Source organism: Streptosporangium sp. NPDC050284, from assembly GCF_044459525.1.
Classification (GTDB): Bacteria; Actinomycetota; Actinomycetes; order Streptosporangiales; family Streptosporangiaceae; genus Streptosporangium.
Map to the genome: position 1 here is coordinate 13,449 of NZ_JBITIZ010000003.1, position 16,872 is coordinate 30,320.

The 16,872-nt window shown below is 71.7% G+C and carries 10 protein-coding genes; 2 read left to right on the forward strand and 8 right to left on the reverse strand.

The window, feature by feature from the left end:
* Positions 1 to 85: 85 nt before the first annotated feature.
* From ACIBH4_RS07735 to ACIBH4_RS07750, 4 genes are all read right to left on the reverse strand, one after another.
* Positions 86 to 1,501 carry a DUF5719 family protein gene (locus ACIBH4_RS07735; protein WP_362502306.1) on the reverse strand — a complete coding sequence of 472 codons (1,416 nt, stop codon included), beginning with the start codon at positions 1,499 to 1,501 and terminating at the stop codon, positions 86 to 88.
* Entirely contained in the window at positions 1,498 to 4,380 is a 2,883-nt protein-coding gene (locus tag ACIBH4_RS07740; RefSeq protein WP_362502309.1) for a glycosyltransferase family 2 protein, read from the reverse strand. Before ACIBH4_RS07740 ends, ACIBH4_RS07735 begins: the two co-directional genes overlap by 4 nt.
* A gap of 314 nt (positions 4,381 to 4,694) precedes the next feature.
* Positions 4,695 to 4,955 carry a WhiB family transcriptional regulator gene (locus ACIBH4_RS07745; protein WP_037969494.1) on the reverse strand — a complete coding sequence of 87 codons (261 nt, stop codon included), beginning with the start codon at positions 4,953 to 4,955 and terminating at the stop codon, positions 4,695 to 4,697.
* 228 nt (positions 4,956 to 5,183) lie between these two features.
* Positions 5,184 to 7,709 (reverse strand): hypothetical protein, encoded by a 2,526-nt coding sequence (locus ACIBH4_RS07750; protein ID WP_362763222.1) that lies wholly within the window; start codon positions 7,707 to 7,709, stop codon positions 5,184 to 5,186.
* Between the two features lie 251 nt (positions 7,710 to 7,960).
* On the opposite strand from ACIBH4_RS07750, the gene cofD reads away from it, so the two are divergent.
* A complete protein-coding gene (gene cofD / locus ACIBH4_RS07755; RefSeq protein WP_362763219.1) occupies positions 7,961 to 8,995 on the forward strand; it encodes a 2-phospho-L-lactate transferase in 1,035 nt (344 codons plus the stop codon).
* Positions 8,995 to 10,314 carry a coenzyme F420-0:L-glutamate ligase gene (locus tag ACIBH4_RS07760; RefSeq protein WP_362502319.1) on the forward strand — a complete coding sequence of 440 codons (1,320 nt, stop codon included), beginning with the start codon at positions 8,995 to 8,997 and terminating at the stop codon, positions 10,312 to 10,314. The genes cofD and ACIBH4_RS07760 overlap by 1 nt, the downstream gene beginning before the upstream one ends.
* A 217-nt stretch (positions 10,315 to 10,531) precedes the next feature.
* On the opposite strand, the gene ACIBH4_RS07765 is transcribed toward ACIBH4_RS07760, so the two are convergent.
* The 4 genes from ACIBH4_RS07765 to ACIBH4_RS07780 form a co-directional block, all read right to left on the reverse strand.
* Complete coding sequence (locus ACIBH4_RS07765) at positions 10,532 to 13,141, reverse strand: bifunctional FO biosynthesis protein CofGH (protein ID WP_362502322.1); 2,610 nt, start codon at positions 13,139 to 13,141, stop codon at positions 10,532 to 10,534.
* 505 nt (positions 13,142 to 13,646) lie between these two features.
* Positions 13,647 to 14,543 (reverse strand): DNA-3-methyladenine glycosylase 2 family protein, encoded by an 897-nt coding sequence (locus ACIBH4_RS07770; protein WP_362502325.1) that lies wholly within the window; start codon positions 14,541 to 14,543, stop codon positions 13,647 to 13,649.
* Positions 14,544 to 14,566: 23 nt separating this feature from the next.
* On the reverse strand, positions 14,567 to 15,661 hold the full coding sequence (locus ACIBH4_RS07775; protein WP_362502328.1) for an NDP-sugar synthase: 1,095 nt from the start codon (positions 15,659 to 15,661) through the stop codon (positions 14,567 to 14,569).
* 17 nt (positions 15,662 to 15,678) lie between these two features.
* Positions 15,679 to 16,800, reverse strand: coding sequence for a glycosyltransferase family 1 protein (locus tag ACIBH4_RS07780; protein ID WP_362502331.1), 1,122 nt, complete (start codon positions 16,798 to 16,800; stop codon positions 15,679 to 15,681).
* Between the last annotated feature and the right edge of the window lie 72 nt (positions 16,801 to 16,872).

Below are 16,872 nucleotides of genomic sequence, written 5' to 3' on the forward strand. Positions count from 1 at the left end.
CGGCCACGACCGACCCGGCACGACACGGGAGATCACGACGGTCCCGTGGCCTTCCGACGCAGAACCCCGTTCGGGGCAGGACCATTCAGGGCAGGACGGTCGCGGCGGACTCGGCGATCGGCGGGATCAGCGCCCACATGCGGGCGGGAGCGAGCGGCTGCACGGTCAGCGCGGGCCCGCCCTTGAGCCGTTCCTCCAGGACACGCCCCCCGTAGACCGGCCCCGAACCGGGCAGCGGTTGCACGACCACCGCGAAGGGCCCGTCCACCTTGGTGAGCGCGACCTGCTTGGTCCGCTCGGCGGGGATCTCCACCTGGAACGGCTCGCGCGGATCGTCCTCGCGCGAGATCACCTGCACGCTCACCAGGCCGGCCGTGTCCGGCGCGGTCAGCAGCAGCCGGGAGCTCACCTTGCCGCCCGTACGGTTGTCGGCGACGACGCTGCCCAGGTCGATGGGGGCCGCCCCCGCCGTGAAGGCCACGTCGGTCTTCGAACCGGTGCCGGTGGCGACGAGCCCGGCGACGATCGGGGTGTCCGAGGTGAGCACCAGCGCGGACGGCTGGCCGCCGATCCCGCCGGACAGGTCGAGGCTCGTCACGGAACCCGCGGGCACCTCGACGAGTTCGCGGCCCTGGAGCGCGTACGTCCCTTCGGGGGTGAGTGCCTTGACCTCCACCAGGGTGTCGAACTCCTCGGCGGAGGCGACGATCAGCTCGCGTTTCCCGCCGCCGCCGGGAATGCCCGGCACGACGACGCGGGTGGCGGGGGGCGCGGAGGCGGGCAGCCAGTCCACGCCCCGCCCGTCGTTCATGATCGCCCGTGCCGCGGCGGTGACCCGCCCCGCGCTGGTACGGACCTGGATCGCCACGACGAGCGCCGAGGGGGCGATGTCCACGACCTTGATCGAGCGGCTCTGGCCCGGCTTGAGGGTGAACACTCCGCCCGAGTCGTCGAACACCGGCCCCTCGCCCGTGTAGACCATGATCTCCGCGATGGCCGGGGCGAGATCGGCGTTGGTCAGGTACAGCGTGACGTCCGCCGCCGCCGGCCCCGGCCCGACCAGCCAGGTGCTCGCCGTCGGCTCCGTGCAGCGTGTCCCCGCCAGTCCTCGCTGCTCGCCCGACTTCTCCCTGCGGGTCTGCGACATCTCCAGACCGGCCGCCATGCTCCCGGTGGCCGCGACGACGAGGGGCGGCGACGAGGCCGGCACCTCGTTGTGCCAGAGACGTCCGGGGACATCGACGGTGGCGAGGCTCTTGTCGCCCGTGACGAGCGTCGCGGAGCCCGGCTCCCGGCTGCCCGGCGGGACGACCACCCCGACGGAGGTGTCTCCGGGCGCCGGGCAGACGGCCGTCACCGAGGCGACGGGCACCTTCTCGAACCCCGGGGCGGGGACGACGACGGCCTGCGGCTGGGTGGCGTAGGCCACCCCGTACAGGGCGAGGAGGGCCACCAGGACCAGCACCAGCAGGCTGAACCGGTTCTCGATCAGGGATTTCACCGGGCGGCCAGCTCTCTGCGAGATTCGGGCAGGTTCTGGGGGAGCGCGGGCTCGTCGGACTCGGTACGCGCCCCGGGTGCGGCCAGGACCGAGACGACCAGCACCAGCACGGCCTGGGCCCAGAGCCAGCGGCCGTGCCAGGGGTCTCCCGGCGGGGGCACGGGAAGGGCGATCGGCTGGGTGAGCCGCCACACGCCGACCGAACGGGACAGGCTCATCCTCGCCAGCGAGGGCTGCGAGTCGAGCGCGTGGCTGATCTCCGGATCGACGGGCGCGGTCACCACGACGAACCGCACGCCGTGGGCCGCGAGGACCCGGGCGTCGTCACCGCCCCTGCCGGACACCAACCCTGCCGCGGCGAGGCGAACCAGCTCCCTGGGACCGTCGGGGACGGGGATGTCGGCCTCGCCGACCACCGGGGTGCGCCCGCGCAGCACGGTGAAGAGCAGACCGCCCGGTGAGGAGCGCAGCAGCAGGGTTCGCTCGCCGCCCGAGGAGTTGTTCACGGCGAGGGCCGGCATGACGTCGCGCACGGTCCCCCGGAGCGGGCCGTCCACGCCCTTCACGATCCACATGCCCGCCGCGAGCAGCGGCGTGGAGAACGCGACCAGCACGACACCGAGCGCGGCGAGCCTGCGTACTCCCCCCGCGGCCCGGAACTCCACGATCCTGTCGGCGGTGAGCGCGGCCACCACGAGCATGCCGGTGGCGGCGAAGGCGAGCGGCACCCCCGGCCACGCGGGGGCCTCGACGTCGCCGTTGATCGAGGTGACGGTGGTCCTGCTGACCAGGATCGCCACCAGCACCCCGAAGAGCGCGACGCCCCAGCCGACCGCGATCACCATCCGGTTGCGGCGCATCAGCAGCGCGAGCAGGCAGGCGGCGAGGAGTCCGCCGGTCACCCAGAGCGGCGGCATGCCGGGACCGCCGGGGCTGAGCAACAACAGCGACCCGGCGGGCAGCGCGGGGTCGACCAGCTCCGGCTGGTGCAGCCCGGCCTCCAGCAGCAGCTGCCCGGGGTCGGCGACCACCTGGACGAGCCAGGGGAACAACAGGGCCACGGGAACGGCGAACGCCACGAGCATCGAGACCGCGACACCCCTGCGCGGGAAGGCGAGCGCCGCCAGCGCACCGAGGATCGCGGCCAGCGGGTAGACCAGCGGGGCGAAGGCCGTGCCGACGGCGAGGAGGAGTCCCAGGCCCCAGGCGGCGCGGCGGGCGCGACGGCGCTCCGCGGTGAGGACGGCGGTGGCGAGCGCCGCGTAGACGGGCAGCAGCACGAAGACCACCGCGGTGCCGAGCCGTCCCGCGGCGACCGCGCCGGTGGCGACCGGCAGGAGGGCGTACGAGGAGGCGAGCCAGACCCTGGTCCAGCGGCCGGGGATCATCGACCGGGTGGCCGCGTACGCGGAGATCCCCGCCAGCGGCACGCAGCCGAGCAGCAGCAGCGACACCGCGAGCCACGTCTTGCCGAGCAGCACCGTGGAGAGCACGGCCAGCACCGCCACATACGGCGGGGCCCACGCGTCGGTGCCCAGCCCCACCTGGTGGTAGCTCGCGCGGTAGAGGTCCCACAGGTCGGAGGCCCCGCCGATCACCGGGACGAGCGCGCCGCCGCCCAGCCTGGCCCCGCCGGTCACCGCGCGCTCGGCGACCAGCGTCACCAGGACGAGCGCCAGGAAGAGCAGGACGCCGGGGTTTCCGAAGACGCGCTGCATCACCCCGGCGTCGGTGAGCAGTTCCTCGCCGTCCTCCTGCGCGTGCGGCGAGGCCGCCATGGCGTGGTGGCGTCCCGCGGACTCCACGAACCCGCCCCCGGCCAGGTAGCTCTGTGCCCTGTCGACGAGCCGGCGGTAACCGGCGCCCGGCGGGGTGAGGAGCCGGCCCACCGCCGCGTACCCCTGCCTGCGGCCCCTCGCCCGCACCCGCCTTGCCTTGATCATCCGGATGGGGTGGCCGAACACCGAGCCGAACGCGAGAAACTCGTCCAGCGCGTTGGCGGGCTGCTTGGCCACGAGGAACAACACCGTACGGAAGATCGACCCGAAGGCGTTGCGCACCAGTGCCCACAGCAGCGGGCGCAGGGGCAGGTTCGCCATGACGACGAAGAGTGCGTTGCGGCGATCCAGGCGGCGGGGGTGGTCCCCGCTCGCGGTGATGCGGCGCCGCCGCCGGGTGGCCGCCTCCGCGTGCCAGGCGATCGCCCCCGTGACGTTCCGCACGCGGTGTCCGGCGTTCCTGACGCGCCAGCACAGGTCGAGATCGTCGCGGAACAGCGGCAGGGCGGGATCGAGCCCGCCGACCTCCTCCCAGACGTCCCTGCGGACCAGCATGCCCGCGGTGGAGACCGAGAGCACGTCCCTGGTCCCGTCGTACTGCCCCTGGTCGAACTCGCGGGCCTCCAGCCCGGTGTCCCTGCGGCCGGTACGGTCGACGGTGACGCCGACCTCGAGCAGGAGCCGCCGGTCGAGCCAGTCGCGGAGCTTGGGCCCGAGCACCGCCGCCTTGGGGTCCTCGTCGGCGGCCTCCAGCAGGAGCCGCAGGGCGTGGACGTCCGGGGCGCAGTCGTCGTGCAGCAGCCAGATCCACTCCTGTCCGCCACCGGGGCCGAGCCGGTCGAGGACCTCGGCGACGGCCTCGCCGAAACCGGTCGAGCGCGGCAGGGTCAGCACCGCCCTGGAGCCGAGGGCCGCGGTGAGCAGCGCGGCGCTGCCGTCCCTGCTGCCGTTGTCGACCCCGACGACCCGGTCCACCGGGCGGGTCTGTTTGAGCAGGGCTTCCAGGGTCTCCCCCAGCCAGCGGGAACCGTCGTGGGAGACGACGATCGCGGTGACGGTGTGGTGGGGGCGCTGGGGGTGCGGGGGGTCGGTGATGGACATATGTCCCGTGTTCAGGAGTGGTGATGATCGGCGCGCTAACGATACGGCACCCTCTGTCGGACTATGTCTTACACCTGGTCGCGGGCATGAAAAAAGGGTCACGTGACCGACGGTCACGTGACCCCGTGGACATATTCGTCAAACGCCTCCGAGAGGCGTCATGCACTTCTGCCAGACCGATCAAGCCTCTTCGCCGCCGGTTCGGCGTCTCGGTCTCGATCGGCGTTCATGGTGTTCGTCGTGTTCATAGTGTTCGTCGGTGCCCGGACGTCCCGGAGCGCTCAAGCCTTCCAGCCACCCGGTCTCCGGACGGCTCAGACCGCCTCACGCTTGATGCGGCGGCGTTCACGCTCCGACAACCCACCCCAGATTCCAAACCGCTCGTCGTGTTCAAGTGCGTACTCAAGACACTCGGCACGCACCTCGCAGGAGCGGCAAACCTTCTTGGCCTCGCGGGTGGACCCTCCCTTCTCCGGGAAGAACGCCTCCGGGTCGGTCTGCGCGCACAAGGCGCGCTCCTGCCAGCCAAGCTGCTCTTCAGCGATGCTCTCCTGTGCGATGACCAGGTCGGCCACTGCACACCTCCCTGCCGCAAGCCCGCAAAATTGGAGCCCCCCTATGAACGCCTCCCCCTTACCCACCCAGAGGAAGGCGTAACAACACGTGTGTAATTACACGCGTGTGCTCGGTGTGGCGTCAAGCGGCATGCTGGTATCCGGGGAAAGACCTGCTCTCCCCGGTTGTGGGTCGTGTGCCTGCCACGACGGCAATTGCACCAGGTGATCGCTTCGACCGCCAGGGGCTCAGTGCTCTCGGCGGTCGGAACCGTACCAGGACATGTTCTGATCCTGACCGGGGCCCACCCTCTCTCTATCCGGGGTTTCCTCATCCGTGACCTGACCTGGGCGTTGTTCGGGCTTGTAGATCGCCGTGGGGTCTATCGGCTGCGAATCCCACGTCCTGGCCGCGGGCGAGGGACCGCTCAGCGGGTCTCCCTGGTAGGCGCTCGGGTCGAACCGGACCGTCGTCTCCGACTGGGGGTCCCACTGGTGGGACTGGTACGGCGCCTGGGAGTCCTGCGGAGCCTGAGGGGGCTGCGAGGGCTGCGGACTCTGCGGGGACTGCGGGGACTGCGGGGCCTCAGGGGTCTGCGGGTGCCCGAACGGGCCCTCATAACCCGGGGAACCGTACTCGGGAACGCGCAGCTGCGGCTCGGTGCCGCCCTGCTGGGCCTGCTGCTGGTAGCTCTCCGCCTGCTGGTAGGCCTGGGCCATCTGCTGGGACCTGAGGTCCACCGGGTCGGGCGCCGGGTAGGCCTGGCTCTGCTCACCCTGGCGGCCGAACTCGGCGCCGGAGTAGCCGGTGAACGGCTGGCCGTAGTTCTCCGGGGGCTGCGGGAAAGGCTGCGGCGGGCCGTCGAACGGCGGGTGCTGCCGGCTGTCCGCCGACCGGCCCTGGTGCCCCTCGGCCTGCTGCTCGGGCTGGTGCCCGTAGCCGGGCGACTGCGGCTCCGGCTGCGGGAAGGACTGCGACTCCCGGTGCCCGCCGAAGCCCGGGGCCTCGGACCGCTGGTAGCCCTGCGAGTCGGCGTGCGGGTATCCCTGCGGATCGGGCTGCGAGTAGCTCGGCTGCTCCGGTTGCGGGTAGCCCGGCTGTCGCGACTCCTGACCGTACGCGGGAGAAACCGGCGAGACCGGAGAAGTCGGGGGCTCGTCCTGGCGACCGAAGAGCGGGTCGGACTGTCCGGAAGAAGCGGTCTGTCCGTAGTCGGACCGCGACCGGTCCGACTGGTGACCGTACGCGGACGAGTCGGCCTGCCTGCCGAAGTCCTGCGACCCCTGACCGTACGACGAGGACGGCGAAGACGGCGAAGACGGCGAAGACGGCGAAGACTCGGAGTACTGGGAGTAGCTCGGCAGCCGGGGGCTGGAGTGCCGCCCGGATCCCGACGGCTGCGACTCCTGACCGTACGCGGGGGAAACCGGCGAGGCCGGGGACTCGGGGAACGCCGGGGACGCCAAAGACGCCGAAGACGCCGAAGACGCCGGGGACGCCGGGGACGCCGAAGACTCAGCCTGCCTGCCGAAGTCCTGCGACTCCTGACCGTACGACGAGGAGTCGGGGAACTGCGGATAGCTCGGCAGACGGGGTTCCGTCTGGGCGTGCGGCTCCACCGGGGCGGCGTAGATCGGCGGATCGTAGGCCGTGGTCGGGGGGTCGTACGGCTTGGCCGGGGTCGAGGGCTGGACGTCCGCCGCGACGTACGGGTTCGGGGTGTAGCTCTCCGCAGGGGAGGCGGGCTGCGGGTGGTTCTGCTCCTGCTGCGCGTATCCCTGCCCCTGCGGCTCCCGCTGCTGGGACGGCTGAGCGTAGGAGCCGGGCTGGGCGGCGTAGGGCTGGTTCTCGGGCGGCGAGTAGGGGGCCTGGGAATATCCCTCACCGGCCTGCGGCGCGGGCTGCGCGTGGGGGGCCTCCTGCCGGCCGTATCCCTCCTGGGTTCCGGCGGAACTGTGCGCGGGCGCCGGCGGGAGCGCGGGGCGGTCGTACGGGGGCTGCGGGGCCGGGACGGGCGGGGCCTCCTGCGGGTACCCCTGGCCACCCTGCGACCCCTGGCCCTGCGGATAGCCCTGACCGCCTTGCGGCTCCTGCCCCTGCGGGTAGCCCTGGACGCCCTGCGGGGGCATCTGCCCCTGGGGACCGTGGGGAGGGGGGCCGCCCTGGGCCTGGGGGTACGCGCCCTGCGGAACGCCCTGTCCCGGAACGCCCTGAGGGCTCTGGGGGCCCTGGAAGGGAGGCTGCTGCCCGGGGACGGGCGGCCGGCCGTAGGCGTACCGCTGCTCCTGCGGATCCGGGGAGTGGCCGAAGCCGCCACCGGCGCGGAAGGGGTCGTCGCGCTGGCCCGGCGGGATCGCCTTCGGCAGCACGTACAGCAGCGCGACCACGGTCAACGCGAGGGCGGGCAGGTTGACGAGGAAGAACTCGACCTTCCCCAGGAAGCCCTCCACGCCCCCGAACAGCCCACCGAACAGGCCGATCAGGCCGAACAGCGCGGAGAGCCCGAGCGTGCCGACCACGACGAGGGCCATCACCTTCAGCCGCTCGATCACCGGGCCGAAGTTGGTCGCCAGCAGCACGGCACCCACGAGCAACGCGGACGCGACCGGCGAGGTGAACTGCCCCGTGAAGACCGACGAGCGCTCGGCGAAGGAGGACGACGGCCCACCCCCGAAAAGCAGGCGTTCGATGCCGACGAGAACGCTCGCGGACCCGAAGGCGACCATGAGCCACGCCGCCGGTCCCCGGAGCCGGCCTGCCTCGACATTGATCACAACTACCCCCAGAGGGTCTTTAGGTAAACCCGGGCCAGTTTTGCACATGGCTGACTTTGCTGCCGGTGGTCCCGGGAAGCCCACCAACCCCACAAGCCCTTTGTTGACACCCTATAAGCCCATATTTCGGGCGGCCTACCAGGCGATCCGGCAGGGCGGGCGCCCCTCATAACGATCATGAAAAGAGTAGTGTGAATCGCCCGCCGGCACCCCGACAACGGGTCAGGTGACCTAGTGGAACACTGGACGGCATGCGCATCGTCTCCCTCGCCGGCGGAATCGGCGGCGCCCGTTTCCTGCGGGGCCTCCTCACCGCGGCCCCCGATTCCGAGATCACCGTCATCGGCAACACCGGTGACGACATCAACCTCTACGGCCTGCGAGTCTGCCCCGACCTCGACACCGTGATGTACACGCTGGGCGGCGGCATCGACGAGGAGCAGGGCTGGGGACGGCGGTTCGAGTCGCACGTCGTCAAGGAGGAACTGGCCGCCTACGGCGTCGAACCGCAGTGGTTCGGCCTCGGCGACCGTGACTTCGCCACCCACATCGTGCGCACCCAGATGCTCGACGCCGGATACCCCCTGTCCGCAGTCACCGAGGCGTTGTGCGCGCGCTGGCAGCCGGGCGTACGCCTGATCCCGATGAGCGACGACAGGACCGAGACCCACGTCGTCATCTCCGACGAGCGGGGCCGTCGCGCCATCCACTTCCAGGAGTGGTGGGTGCGGCTGCGCGCCTCGGTCCCCGCCGAGCAGATCATCCTGGTCGGCGCGGACGATGCCTCCCCCGCCCCCGGAGTGCTGGAGTCCATCGCCGCCGCGGACGCGGTCATCCTCCCGCCGTCCAACCCGGTCGTCAGCATCGGCACGATCCTGCAGATCAAGGGCGTCCGCGAGGCCCTTGAGGGCAAGACCGTCGTCGGCGTCTCGCCCATCGTCGGCGGCGCCCCCGTCCGGGGCATGGCCGACGCCTGCCTGACCGCGATCGGCGTGGAGACCACCGCGCAGGCGGTCCTCGAACTGTACGGATCATCGCTGGTGGACGGCTGGCTGGTCGCGGAGGAGGACGCCGGGGTGGCCCTCGACGGCGTCGACGTCGAGGCCCGCCCGCTGATCATGCACGACATCGAGTCCGCCGCGGCCATCGCCCGTGCCGCCCTGGACATGGCCGTACGGCTCGCGGGCCGACGCGCCGACCCCCCGGCGCCGTACGCGGGTTCTCCCGCCGCGAACGGATCCGGCGTACCCACGAGAACCCGCGAGACCCCTGAGGAAGGTGTGTGATGAGCCGGTTCAGGCGCGGGCAGGAGAAGTCCTCGGACGTCAAGGTGGAGGTCTTCGCGGTCCCCGGTATGCCCGAGGTGCGCGAGGGCGACGACGTCGGTGAGCTGATCGCCACGGCCCTGCCCGACCTGCGCAACGGCGACATCCTCGTGGTCACCTCGAAGATCTCCAGCAAGGCCGAGGGCCGGGTGCTGCACGACGTGACCCGCGCCGAGGCCGTCGAGGCGGAGACGAGGCGGGTGGTCGCCCGCAGGGGTGAGACCGTGATCGCCGAGACGGCGCACGGGTTCGTGATGGCCGCCGCCGGGGTCGACGCCTCCAACACCCGTCCCGGCACGGTCGTCCTGCTGCCCGCCGACCCGGACGCCTCCGCCTCGGCCGTCAGGGCGCGCGTCAGGGAGCTGCTCGGCGTGTCGGTCGGCGTGGTCATCTCCGACACCTTCGGCCGCCCGTGGCGCAACGGCCAGACCGACCTCGCCGTCGGCCTCGCGGGGGTGACGCCCGCGCTCGACTACCGGGGCATGTCCGACGACCACGGCAACCCGCTCGAGGTCACCCTGACCGCCGTCGCCGACGAGTTCGCGGCGGCCGGGGACCTGGTCAAGGGGAAGGTCTCGCAGACCCCGGTGGCGGTGATCAGAGGTCTGGCGGAGTACACCACGGAGGAGGACGGTCCGGGAGTCGGTGAGCTGCTCCGCCCGTCCGCCGAGGACATGTTCCGGTACGGTTCGCGCGACGTGGTCTTCGCCCGCAGGACCGTCCGCGAGTTCTCCGCCGACCCCGTGGACGGCGCCAAGGTCCGCAGGGCGGTCGAGGCCGCGATCGCCGCGCCCGCCCCGCACCACACGACCCCGTGGCGGTTCGTCCTGCTGGAGTCGGCGGAGACCCGCGAGAAGCTGCTCGACGCGATGCGGGAGGCCTGGATCGCCGACCTGCGCGGTGACGGATTCTCCGAGGAGTCGATCGCCAAGCGGGTGAGGCGGGGCGACGTGTTGCGCGCGGCCCCCTATTTGGCGGTGCCCTGCCTGGTGATGGACGGCTCGCACACCTACGGCGACGACCGGCGTGATGTGGCCGAGCGGGAGATGTTCGTGGTCGCGACCGGCGCGGGGGTGCAGAACTTCCTGGTCCAGCTCGCGGTGGAGGGCCTGGGCTCCGCCTGGGTGTCGTCCACCATGTTCTGCCGCGACGTGGTCAGGCAGGTCCTCGACCTGCCCCTGGACTGGGACCCGATGGGCGCCGTCGCCATCGGCCACCCTGCCGCCCCGCCGAGGGACCGCCCCCCCAGGCTCGCGTCCGACTTCGTCGTCGTCCGCTGACGGGAGCCACCGGGTCGGCTGTTCGGGCGGACCCGGCGACCGCGACCGCCGCCGGCGACAGACGTACGCGTGCCTGACGCCGGCGGCGGTCGATGCCGGCTGCCACGCGGTGTCCGCCGGATGACGACAAACCGGGACCTCTCCCTACATATGGCTACAGGGGGAGTGCCGATTGCGCCGACGAACCTTCCGCGAAGACGGCCAGACGTAGAACTTGTTATAACTTCGCCGAGGGCTCCAGGGAGAGCAGCGGAAGCGCGTTGGGGCGAACGCTGCGGCAGACGCCGTCACTCGCCCTCGCCGCGGCCACCCGCTCGGCGTCCGGCACGCCGTAGGAGGTGGTCCGCTGCCGGAGCGGCCTCCCGGTCGGGGCGACCATCGCCTCGATCTCACCGATGGTCTTGAAGGAGCCGTTCTCCGACCCGGCCATCCTGCTGATCGTCTCCTCCATCAGGGTGCCGCCGAGGTCGTTGACCCCGCCAAGCAGCACCTCGCGGCAGAGCTCGTCCTGGAGCTTCACCCACGAGCACTGGATGTTGGCGATCGCGCCGTGCAGCAGGACGCGCGCCAGCGCGTGCACGGCCCGGTTCTCCCGCGCAGTCGGACCCGGACGGGCGATCCCCGCCAGGTAGATGGGCGCACTGTGGTGGACGAACGGCAACGGTACGAACTCGGTGAACCCGCCGGTCTCCTCCTGGATGCGGCGGATCAGCCGGATGTGCCGCACCCAGTGCCCGTGGTTGTCGACGTGGCCGTACATCATCGTGGAGGTCGTCGGGATGCCGACCCGGTGCGCGGTGGAGATGACCTCGACCCACTCCCTGGTGGGAAGCTTGCCCTTGGTCAGCACCCAGCGGACGTCGTCGTCGAGGATCTCCGCCGCGGTGCCCGGGAGCGAGTCGACGCCCGCCTCCTTCGCGGCGACCAGCCAGTCCTCGACGGACAGGTTGGTGCGGCTGGCACCGTTGATCACCTCCATCGGTGAGAACGCGTGGACGTGCATCTCCGGCACCCTCGCCTTGACCGCCTTCGCGATGTCGAAGTACGCGGTGCCCGGCATGTCGGGGTGGATGCCGCCCTGCATGCACACCTCGGTCGCCCCGGCCTGCCAGCCCTCCCAGGCGCGGTCGGCGACCTGCTCCAGGGAGAGGGTGTAGGCGTCGGCGTCGGTACGACGCTGCGCGAAGGCGCAGAAGCGGCAGCCGGTGTAGCAGACGTTGGTGAAGTTGATGTTCCGGTTCACCACGTAGGTGACCTCGTCGCCGACGGCCTCCCTGCGCAGGCCGTCGGCGATCCGGCAGAGTTCGTCCAGCGCGGCGTCGTCGGCGCCCACCCCGTTCTGGTCTCCCGCGAGGTCCAGCAGGACGAGCGCCTGTGCGTCGCTCAGGCCCGCCGGGTCGCTCTCGGCCTGGTTCAGGGCCTCCCGTACGTCACCCCTCACGGCCGAGGTGGCTGCGGGCAGACGCTCCCTGAGCGCCTCCCAGTCGCCGTACACGCTGTCGAAGTCGTCGCGGCGGTCGGCGCCGCGCCCCTCGGTGTCGACCGCCGTGTGCAGGTCGACGCGGCCCAGGGAGACGAAACCGCCGTCGGGCTCCTGCCAGGGGCGGCCGGTCAGGACCGCGTCCTCGCGGGCGAGCCCGGTCTCGGGGTCCGCCAGGGCTGCGACGTGCGCGTTGAGCCTCGGGTCGAGCCAGGGCTCCCCGGCCAGCACGAACTCGGGGTAGATGGTGAGCCGCTCGCGCAGCGCGAACCCGGCCGCGGCCGTCCGGGCGGCGAGGTCGTCGATCTGCGGCCAGGGACGCTCGGGGTTGACGTGGTCGGGCGTGAGCGGCGAGACGCCGCCCCAGTCGTCGATGCCCGCCCTGATCATCAGCTCGTACTCGGAGTCGACCAGGTTCGGCGGGGCCTGCACCCTCATCTTCGGTCCGAGCACGAGCCGGGTCACCGCGATCGTCGCGGCCAACTCCTGCAGGTCGGCGTCCGGCATGCCGCGCATCGCGGTGTCCGGCTTGGCGCGGAAGTTCTGGACGATGATCTCCTGGATGCCGCCGTACTCGCGCGCCACCCTGCGCAGCGCGAAGAGCGACTCGGCGCGGTCGGCGACCGTCTCCCCGATGCCGATGAGGATGCCGCTGGTGAACGGCACGTTCGTCCGCCCGGCGTCCTCGAGCACGCGCAGCCGCACGGCGGGATCCTTGTCCGGCGAGCCGTGGTGCGCCTGCCCCTTCTCCTCGAAGAGCCGCCGCGAGGTCGTCTCCAGCATCATCCCCATGGAGGGCGCGACCGGCTTGAGCCGCTGCAGGTCTCGCCAGGTCATGACGCCCGGGTTCAGGTGAGGCAGCAACCCGGTCTCCTCGAGCACCCGCACGGCCATTGCGCGGACGTAGGACAGCGTGTCGTCGTAGCCGTGCGCGTCCAGCCACTCGCGGGCCTGGTGCCAGCGGTCCTCAGGCCGGTCGCCCAGGGTGAACAGCGCCTCCTTGCACCCCATCGCCGCGCCCTGCCCGGCGATCTCCAGCACCTCGTCGGGGCTCAGGAACATGCTTTCCAGCTTGTGTGGGGCTGTGGCGAACGTGCAGTATCCGCAGCGGTCGCGGCACAGGCGTGTCAGGGGGATGAAGACCTTGCGGCTGTAGGTGATGACTCCTTGCCGGCCGACCGCCTCCAGGCCGGCGTCCCTCACCCTCCCCGCGTGGTCGAGGAGGGTCTCCAGATGTTCGTCCCGCGCGTGCAGCAGGACGGTGGCTTCGGTGATGTCGAGAGCTTTGCCGTCGCGGGCCCTGGCCAGAGCCCGGCGCATCGCGTTGTCGGTGGGGTTAGCGCTCATGTCCGCACAGTACGGCGCGACACGAGAACGTGGGGCGGCGGGTACCCGCTCACGGTCCCGGCGCCCGCACCACAGGCCCCGGAGCCGATGCCCGCCCCACTCGAATGCCCGGACGCCGCAAGCCGGCGACGGCCCTGTCCGGGCGCCAGGACACCACCCGCACCGGACGGCAGCGAAGGCCGAACACTTCAGCGTTTCTAAAGCATGCCGTCAAGTAAGTCTCGATAGACGTAAATACTTGCAGATGCATAAATTAGAGACATCAACCGGAACCCCGCACCCGCGGGAAGCCCGCCCCGATCCTCCGCGGGAACCCCCTCGGACCTCACCCAGCAGGAGCCGAAAATGCTCTGGTTTCTCCTCGCCCTCGCCGCCGTCGCCGTCCTCGCCCCGCTGATCGGAGCCGACACGCGCGACAGCCTCGACTGGCAACGCGGCGAACCCTTCCCCGACGAGGGAATCCTCAGGACGACCGGTGATCGCGCACCGGCGTCCGAGGGAGTGCTCAGAACGACCGATAGTCGCGCACGGGCATCCTCGGCCCGCGAGCGGGTGGCCGCACACCGCCCAACCCCAGCAGCCGGCTGACCCGGTGCCGGTGCCCCCGGTAGGGAGCGAGCAGCCGCAACATCCGCGCGTCGTCCACCCGCTCACCGCTGAGCGACCAGCCGACCAGCGACGGCAGGTGGAAGTCGCCCACCGATATCGCGTCCGCGTCACCGTGCGAGCGCTGGCGCACCTCGGCGGACGTCCACACCCCGATCCCGGGCAGCGCCCTCAGCAACCGATCCGCGTCGGCGCTGCCCTCGACCGCCTCCAACCTCCCCGCGTGCCGGGCGGCGTTCGCGATCGTACGGGCCCGCACCGCCTCCGCCCCCGCGCGGTGCCAGTCCCACGAAGGGATCGACCACCACACCTCGGGTGGGGGAAAGACCCTCATCCCCTCGGGCGCGGGACCCGGCGCGGGCTCGCCGTAGCGGCCCAGCAGCCACCGCCACGCCCGCCGCGCCTCCGTGGACACCACCTTCTGCTCCAGCACGGCCGGGACCAGCGCCTCAAGCACCCGTGAGGTCCTGCCGATCCTCAGCCCCGGATAGCGTCTCGCCGCGTTCCGCAGCACCTCGTGCCCGGGAACGAACCCCGAGACGTCGTCACCCTCGCCCAGCAGCGCGGGAAGCGTCTCCAGCATCCACTCCGCCCCGGGCCCCCACGCCGAGGCCGCCACCCGGCCGCCCGTGAGGGCCACCCGTAGCGTCCCCGGACCGTCGGGCGTGCGCGAGGTCCGCCAGAAGGCGCCGCCGGGCACCGACCTCAGGGTGGGGTCGCCGGTCCCGCGCCGGTGCGGGTCGAGCGCGAGCGCCAGGTCGACCGGCCAGGGCGGGCACCACTCGCGTTCCCTCACGAAGGTCCACGCGCCCCGGACGCTCAGATGTCGCTGGAGAAGCGGATCGCGAACTCGGGAAGCACGACGCCGGGCCAGACCCGGCTGCCCGCGAGCAGCTCGTTCCCCGAGCCGACCACGGCGCCGTCACCGAGGACGACGTCCCTCAGGACCGCTCCAGAGTTGACACGCGCGCCGATGCCGACCACCGAGTCGACCACGACCGCGCCCGAGTGAACGACGCAGTCGTCCCCGAGGACACTGCCGCTGATCTGCGCTCCCGACTCCACGATCGCGCGGGCGCCGATCACGGAACCGCCGGAGACCTTCGCCTCCGGCGAGATCATGGCGCCGGGCAGGGCGAGGAAGTCACCGGTGGGCCCCGGCAGGGCGGGCGAGGCGAGACGGCCGAGCACCAGGTCGCGGGAGCCCTTCACGAAGGCCGCGGGCGTGCCCACGTCGAGCCAGTAGGAGGCGTCGGCGTAGCCGAGCACCAGGGCGCCGTCCTCGATCAGGCCGGGGAAGGTCTCACGCTCGACCGAGACGACCTCGCCCTCGGGGATCGTGTCGATCACCGAGCGGGTGAAGACGTAACATCCGGCGTTGATCCGGTTCGTGACCGGGTTGGGGGTCTTCTCCAGGAAGGCGGTGACCCGCCCTTCCTCGTCGGTGGGCACGCACCCGAAGCGTGAGGGATCCTCCACCTCGGTCAGGTGCAGGGTGACGGCGGCCCTCCTCGCGACGTGCGTCGCGATCTGGTCGCCGATGTCGTGACCGGACAGGATGTCACCGTTGAGCACGAGCACCGGGTCGTCGGGACCGCAGGTGAGCGCCTCGGCGGCGTTGCGGATCGCCCCACCGGTGCCGAGCGGGACCTCCTCCGTCATGTATTCGAGCGCGAGGCCGAACGCCTCGCCGTCTCCGAACGCCTCGGAGAACATCTCCGCCCGGTAGGAGGTCGCGAACACGATGCGCCGCACCCCGAAGGCCCTCGCCCTGGCGAGCTGGTGGGCGAGGAAGGGAACCCCGGCCGTGGGCAGCAGGGGTTTGGGGGTGCCGAGCGTCATCGGACGCAGGCGTGTCCCTCGTCCACCGACAAGGAGAATCGCCTCTAGATCGGGCAAGGGGGTCTCCGTCATGCCGAGAGGTTAACTCACTACTCGGCCGCGCGCTGATAGGAGAGCAGGTGTGCCTCCGCCGAGGCCTCCCAGGTGAATTCCTTGGCGCGGGCGATCCCGGCCACGGACAGCGCCTCCCTGCGCTCGGGCGAGGAGAGCAGCGTGCGCAGCGCCTCGGCGATGCTCTCGGCGTCCGGCTCGGTGTAGGCGACCGCGTCGCCCCCCACCTCGGGCAACGAGGTGCGGTGGGTGGTGAGCACCGGCGCGCCGCAGGCCATCGCCTCGAGCACCGGCAGCCCGAAGCCCTCGCCCCGCGAGGGGAAGGCCGCGACCACCGCACCGCCGAGAAAGCCGCACAGGTCGGAGAACGACAGGAAACCCGGACGCAGCACCCGAACGGTCGAGGGGACCTTCTCCACCGCGGCGTCCACCTCGGCGTCGCGGACGCCCCCCGCGAGCACCAGGGCGGGCGGGGCGGGGATGTTCTCGACGGCCCGCACGAAGCCGCGGATCAGGTTCGGCACGTTCTTACGCGGCTCCAGCGGGCCGAGGAAGGCGACGTACGGGGTGCCGTGCAGGCCGAGCCGATCGGAGGCGTGTGTGATCTCCCGCTCGGACGGCGGGTGGAACAGCGCGGGATCGACGCCGTGGTAGGCGACGTCGATGCGGGTCGGGTCGGCGGAGAGGATCCTGATCAGCTCGTCCCTGGTCGCCTTGGAGGGCACGATCACCCGGGTGGCGTGCCGGACCGCCGTGCGGGTCGCGGCCCGGAAGAACGCCGCCTTGACCGCGTCGTGCTGCAGGGGCTCGGTGAAGCAGGTGAGGTCGTGCACGGTCGCCACGGTGGGCAGGCCGGGACTCAGCGGTATCGAGTAGTAAGGGGCGTGGATGACCTGGGCGCCGACCTGCCGGGCCAGAAACGGCAGACCCGTCTGTTCCCATGTCAGGCGGGCGGCCCGGTTGGTGATCCCGTGAGGCCCGGGCACAATCCGCGCGGAGGGCGCCAACCCGGCGTATCGGGCGGCGTCGGCGCGCTGGCAGACGACCGCGAGATCAGCGCCCGCCCTGTCCAGTGCGGCGACGAGCCCATCGACATACCTGATCAGCGCACCGCGATCGGCCGGAACCGCGGCCGCGTCGACGAGCACTCTCGGCGTCAAGAAGGATCGCCCCCCTCATGATCCACAGCGGGACGACCGTCCCCTTCCTCTTGTTTACTCTATTGCCAGAGT

Coding starts and splice junctions, on each gene's coding strand:
- ACIBH4_RS07775 (WP_362502328.1), bottom strand. CDS start 15,661: ATGACGGAGACCCCCTTGCCCGATCTAGAGGCGATTCTCCTTGTCGGT.
- ACIBH4_RS07765 (WP_362502322.1), bottom strand. CDS start 13,141: ATGAGCGCTAACCCCACCGACAACGCGATGCGCCGGGCTCTGGCCAGG.
- ACIBH4_RS07760 (WP_362502319.1), top strand. CDS start 8,995: ATGAGCCGGTTCAGGCGCGGGCAGGAGAAGTCCTCGGACGTCAAGGTG.
- cofD (WP_362763219.1), top strand. CDS start 7,961: ATGCGCATCGTCTCCCTCGCCGGCGGAATCGGCGGCGCCCGTTTCCTG.
- ACIBH4_RS07740 (WP_362502309.1), bottom strand. CDS start 4,380: ATGTCCATCACCGACCCCCCGCACCCCCAGCGCCCCCACCACACCGTC.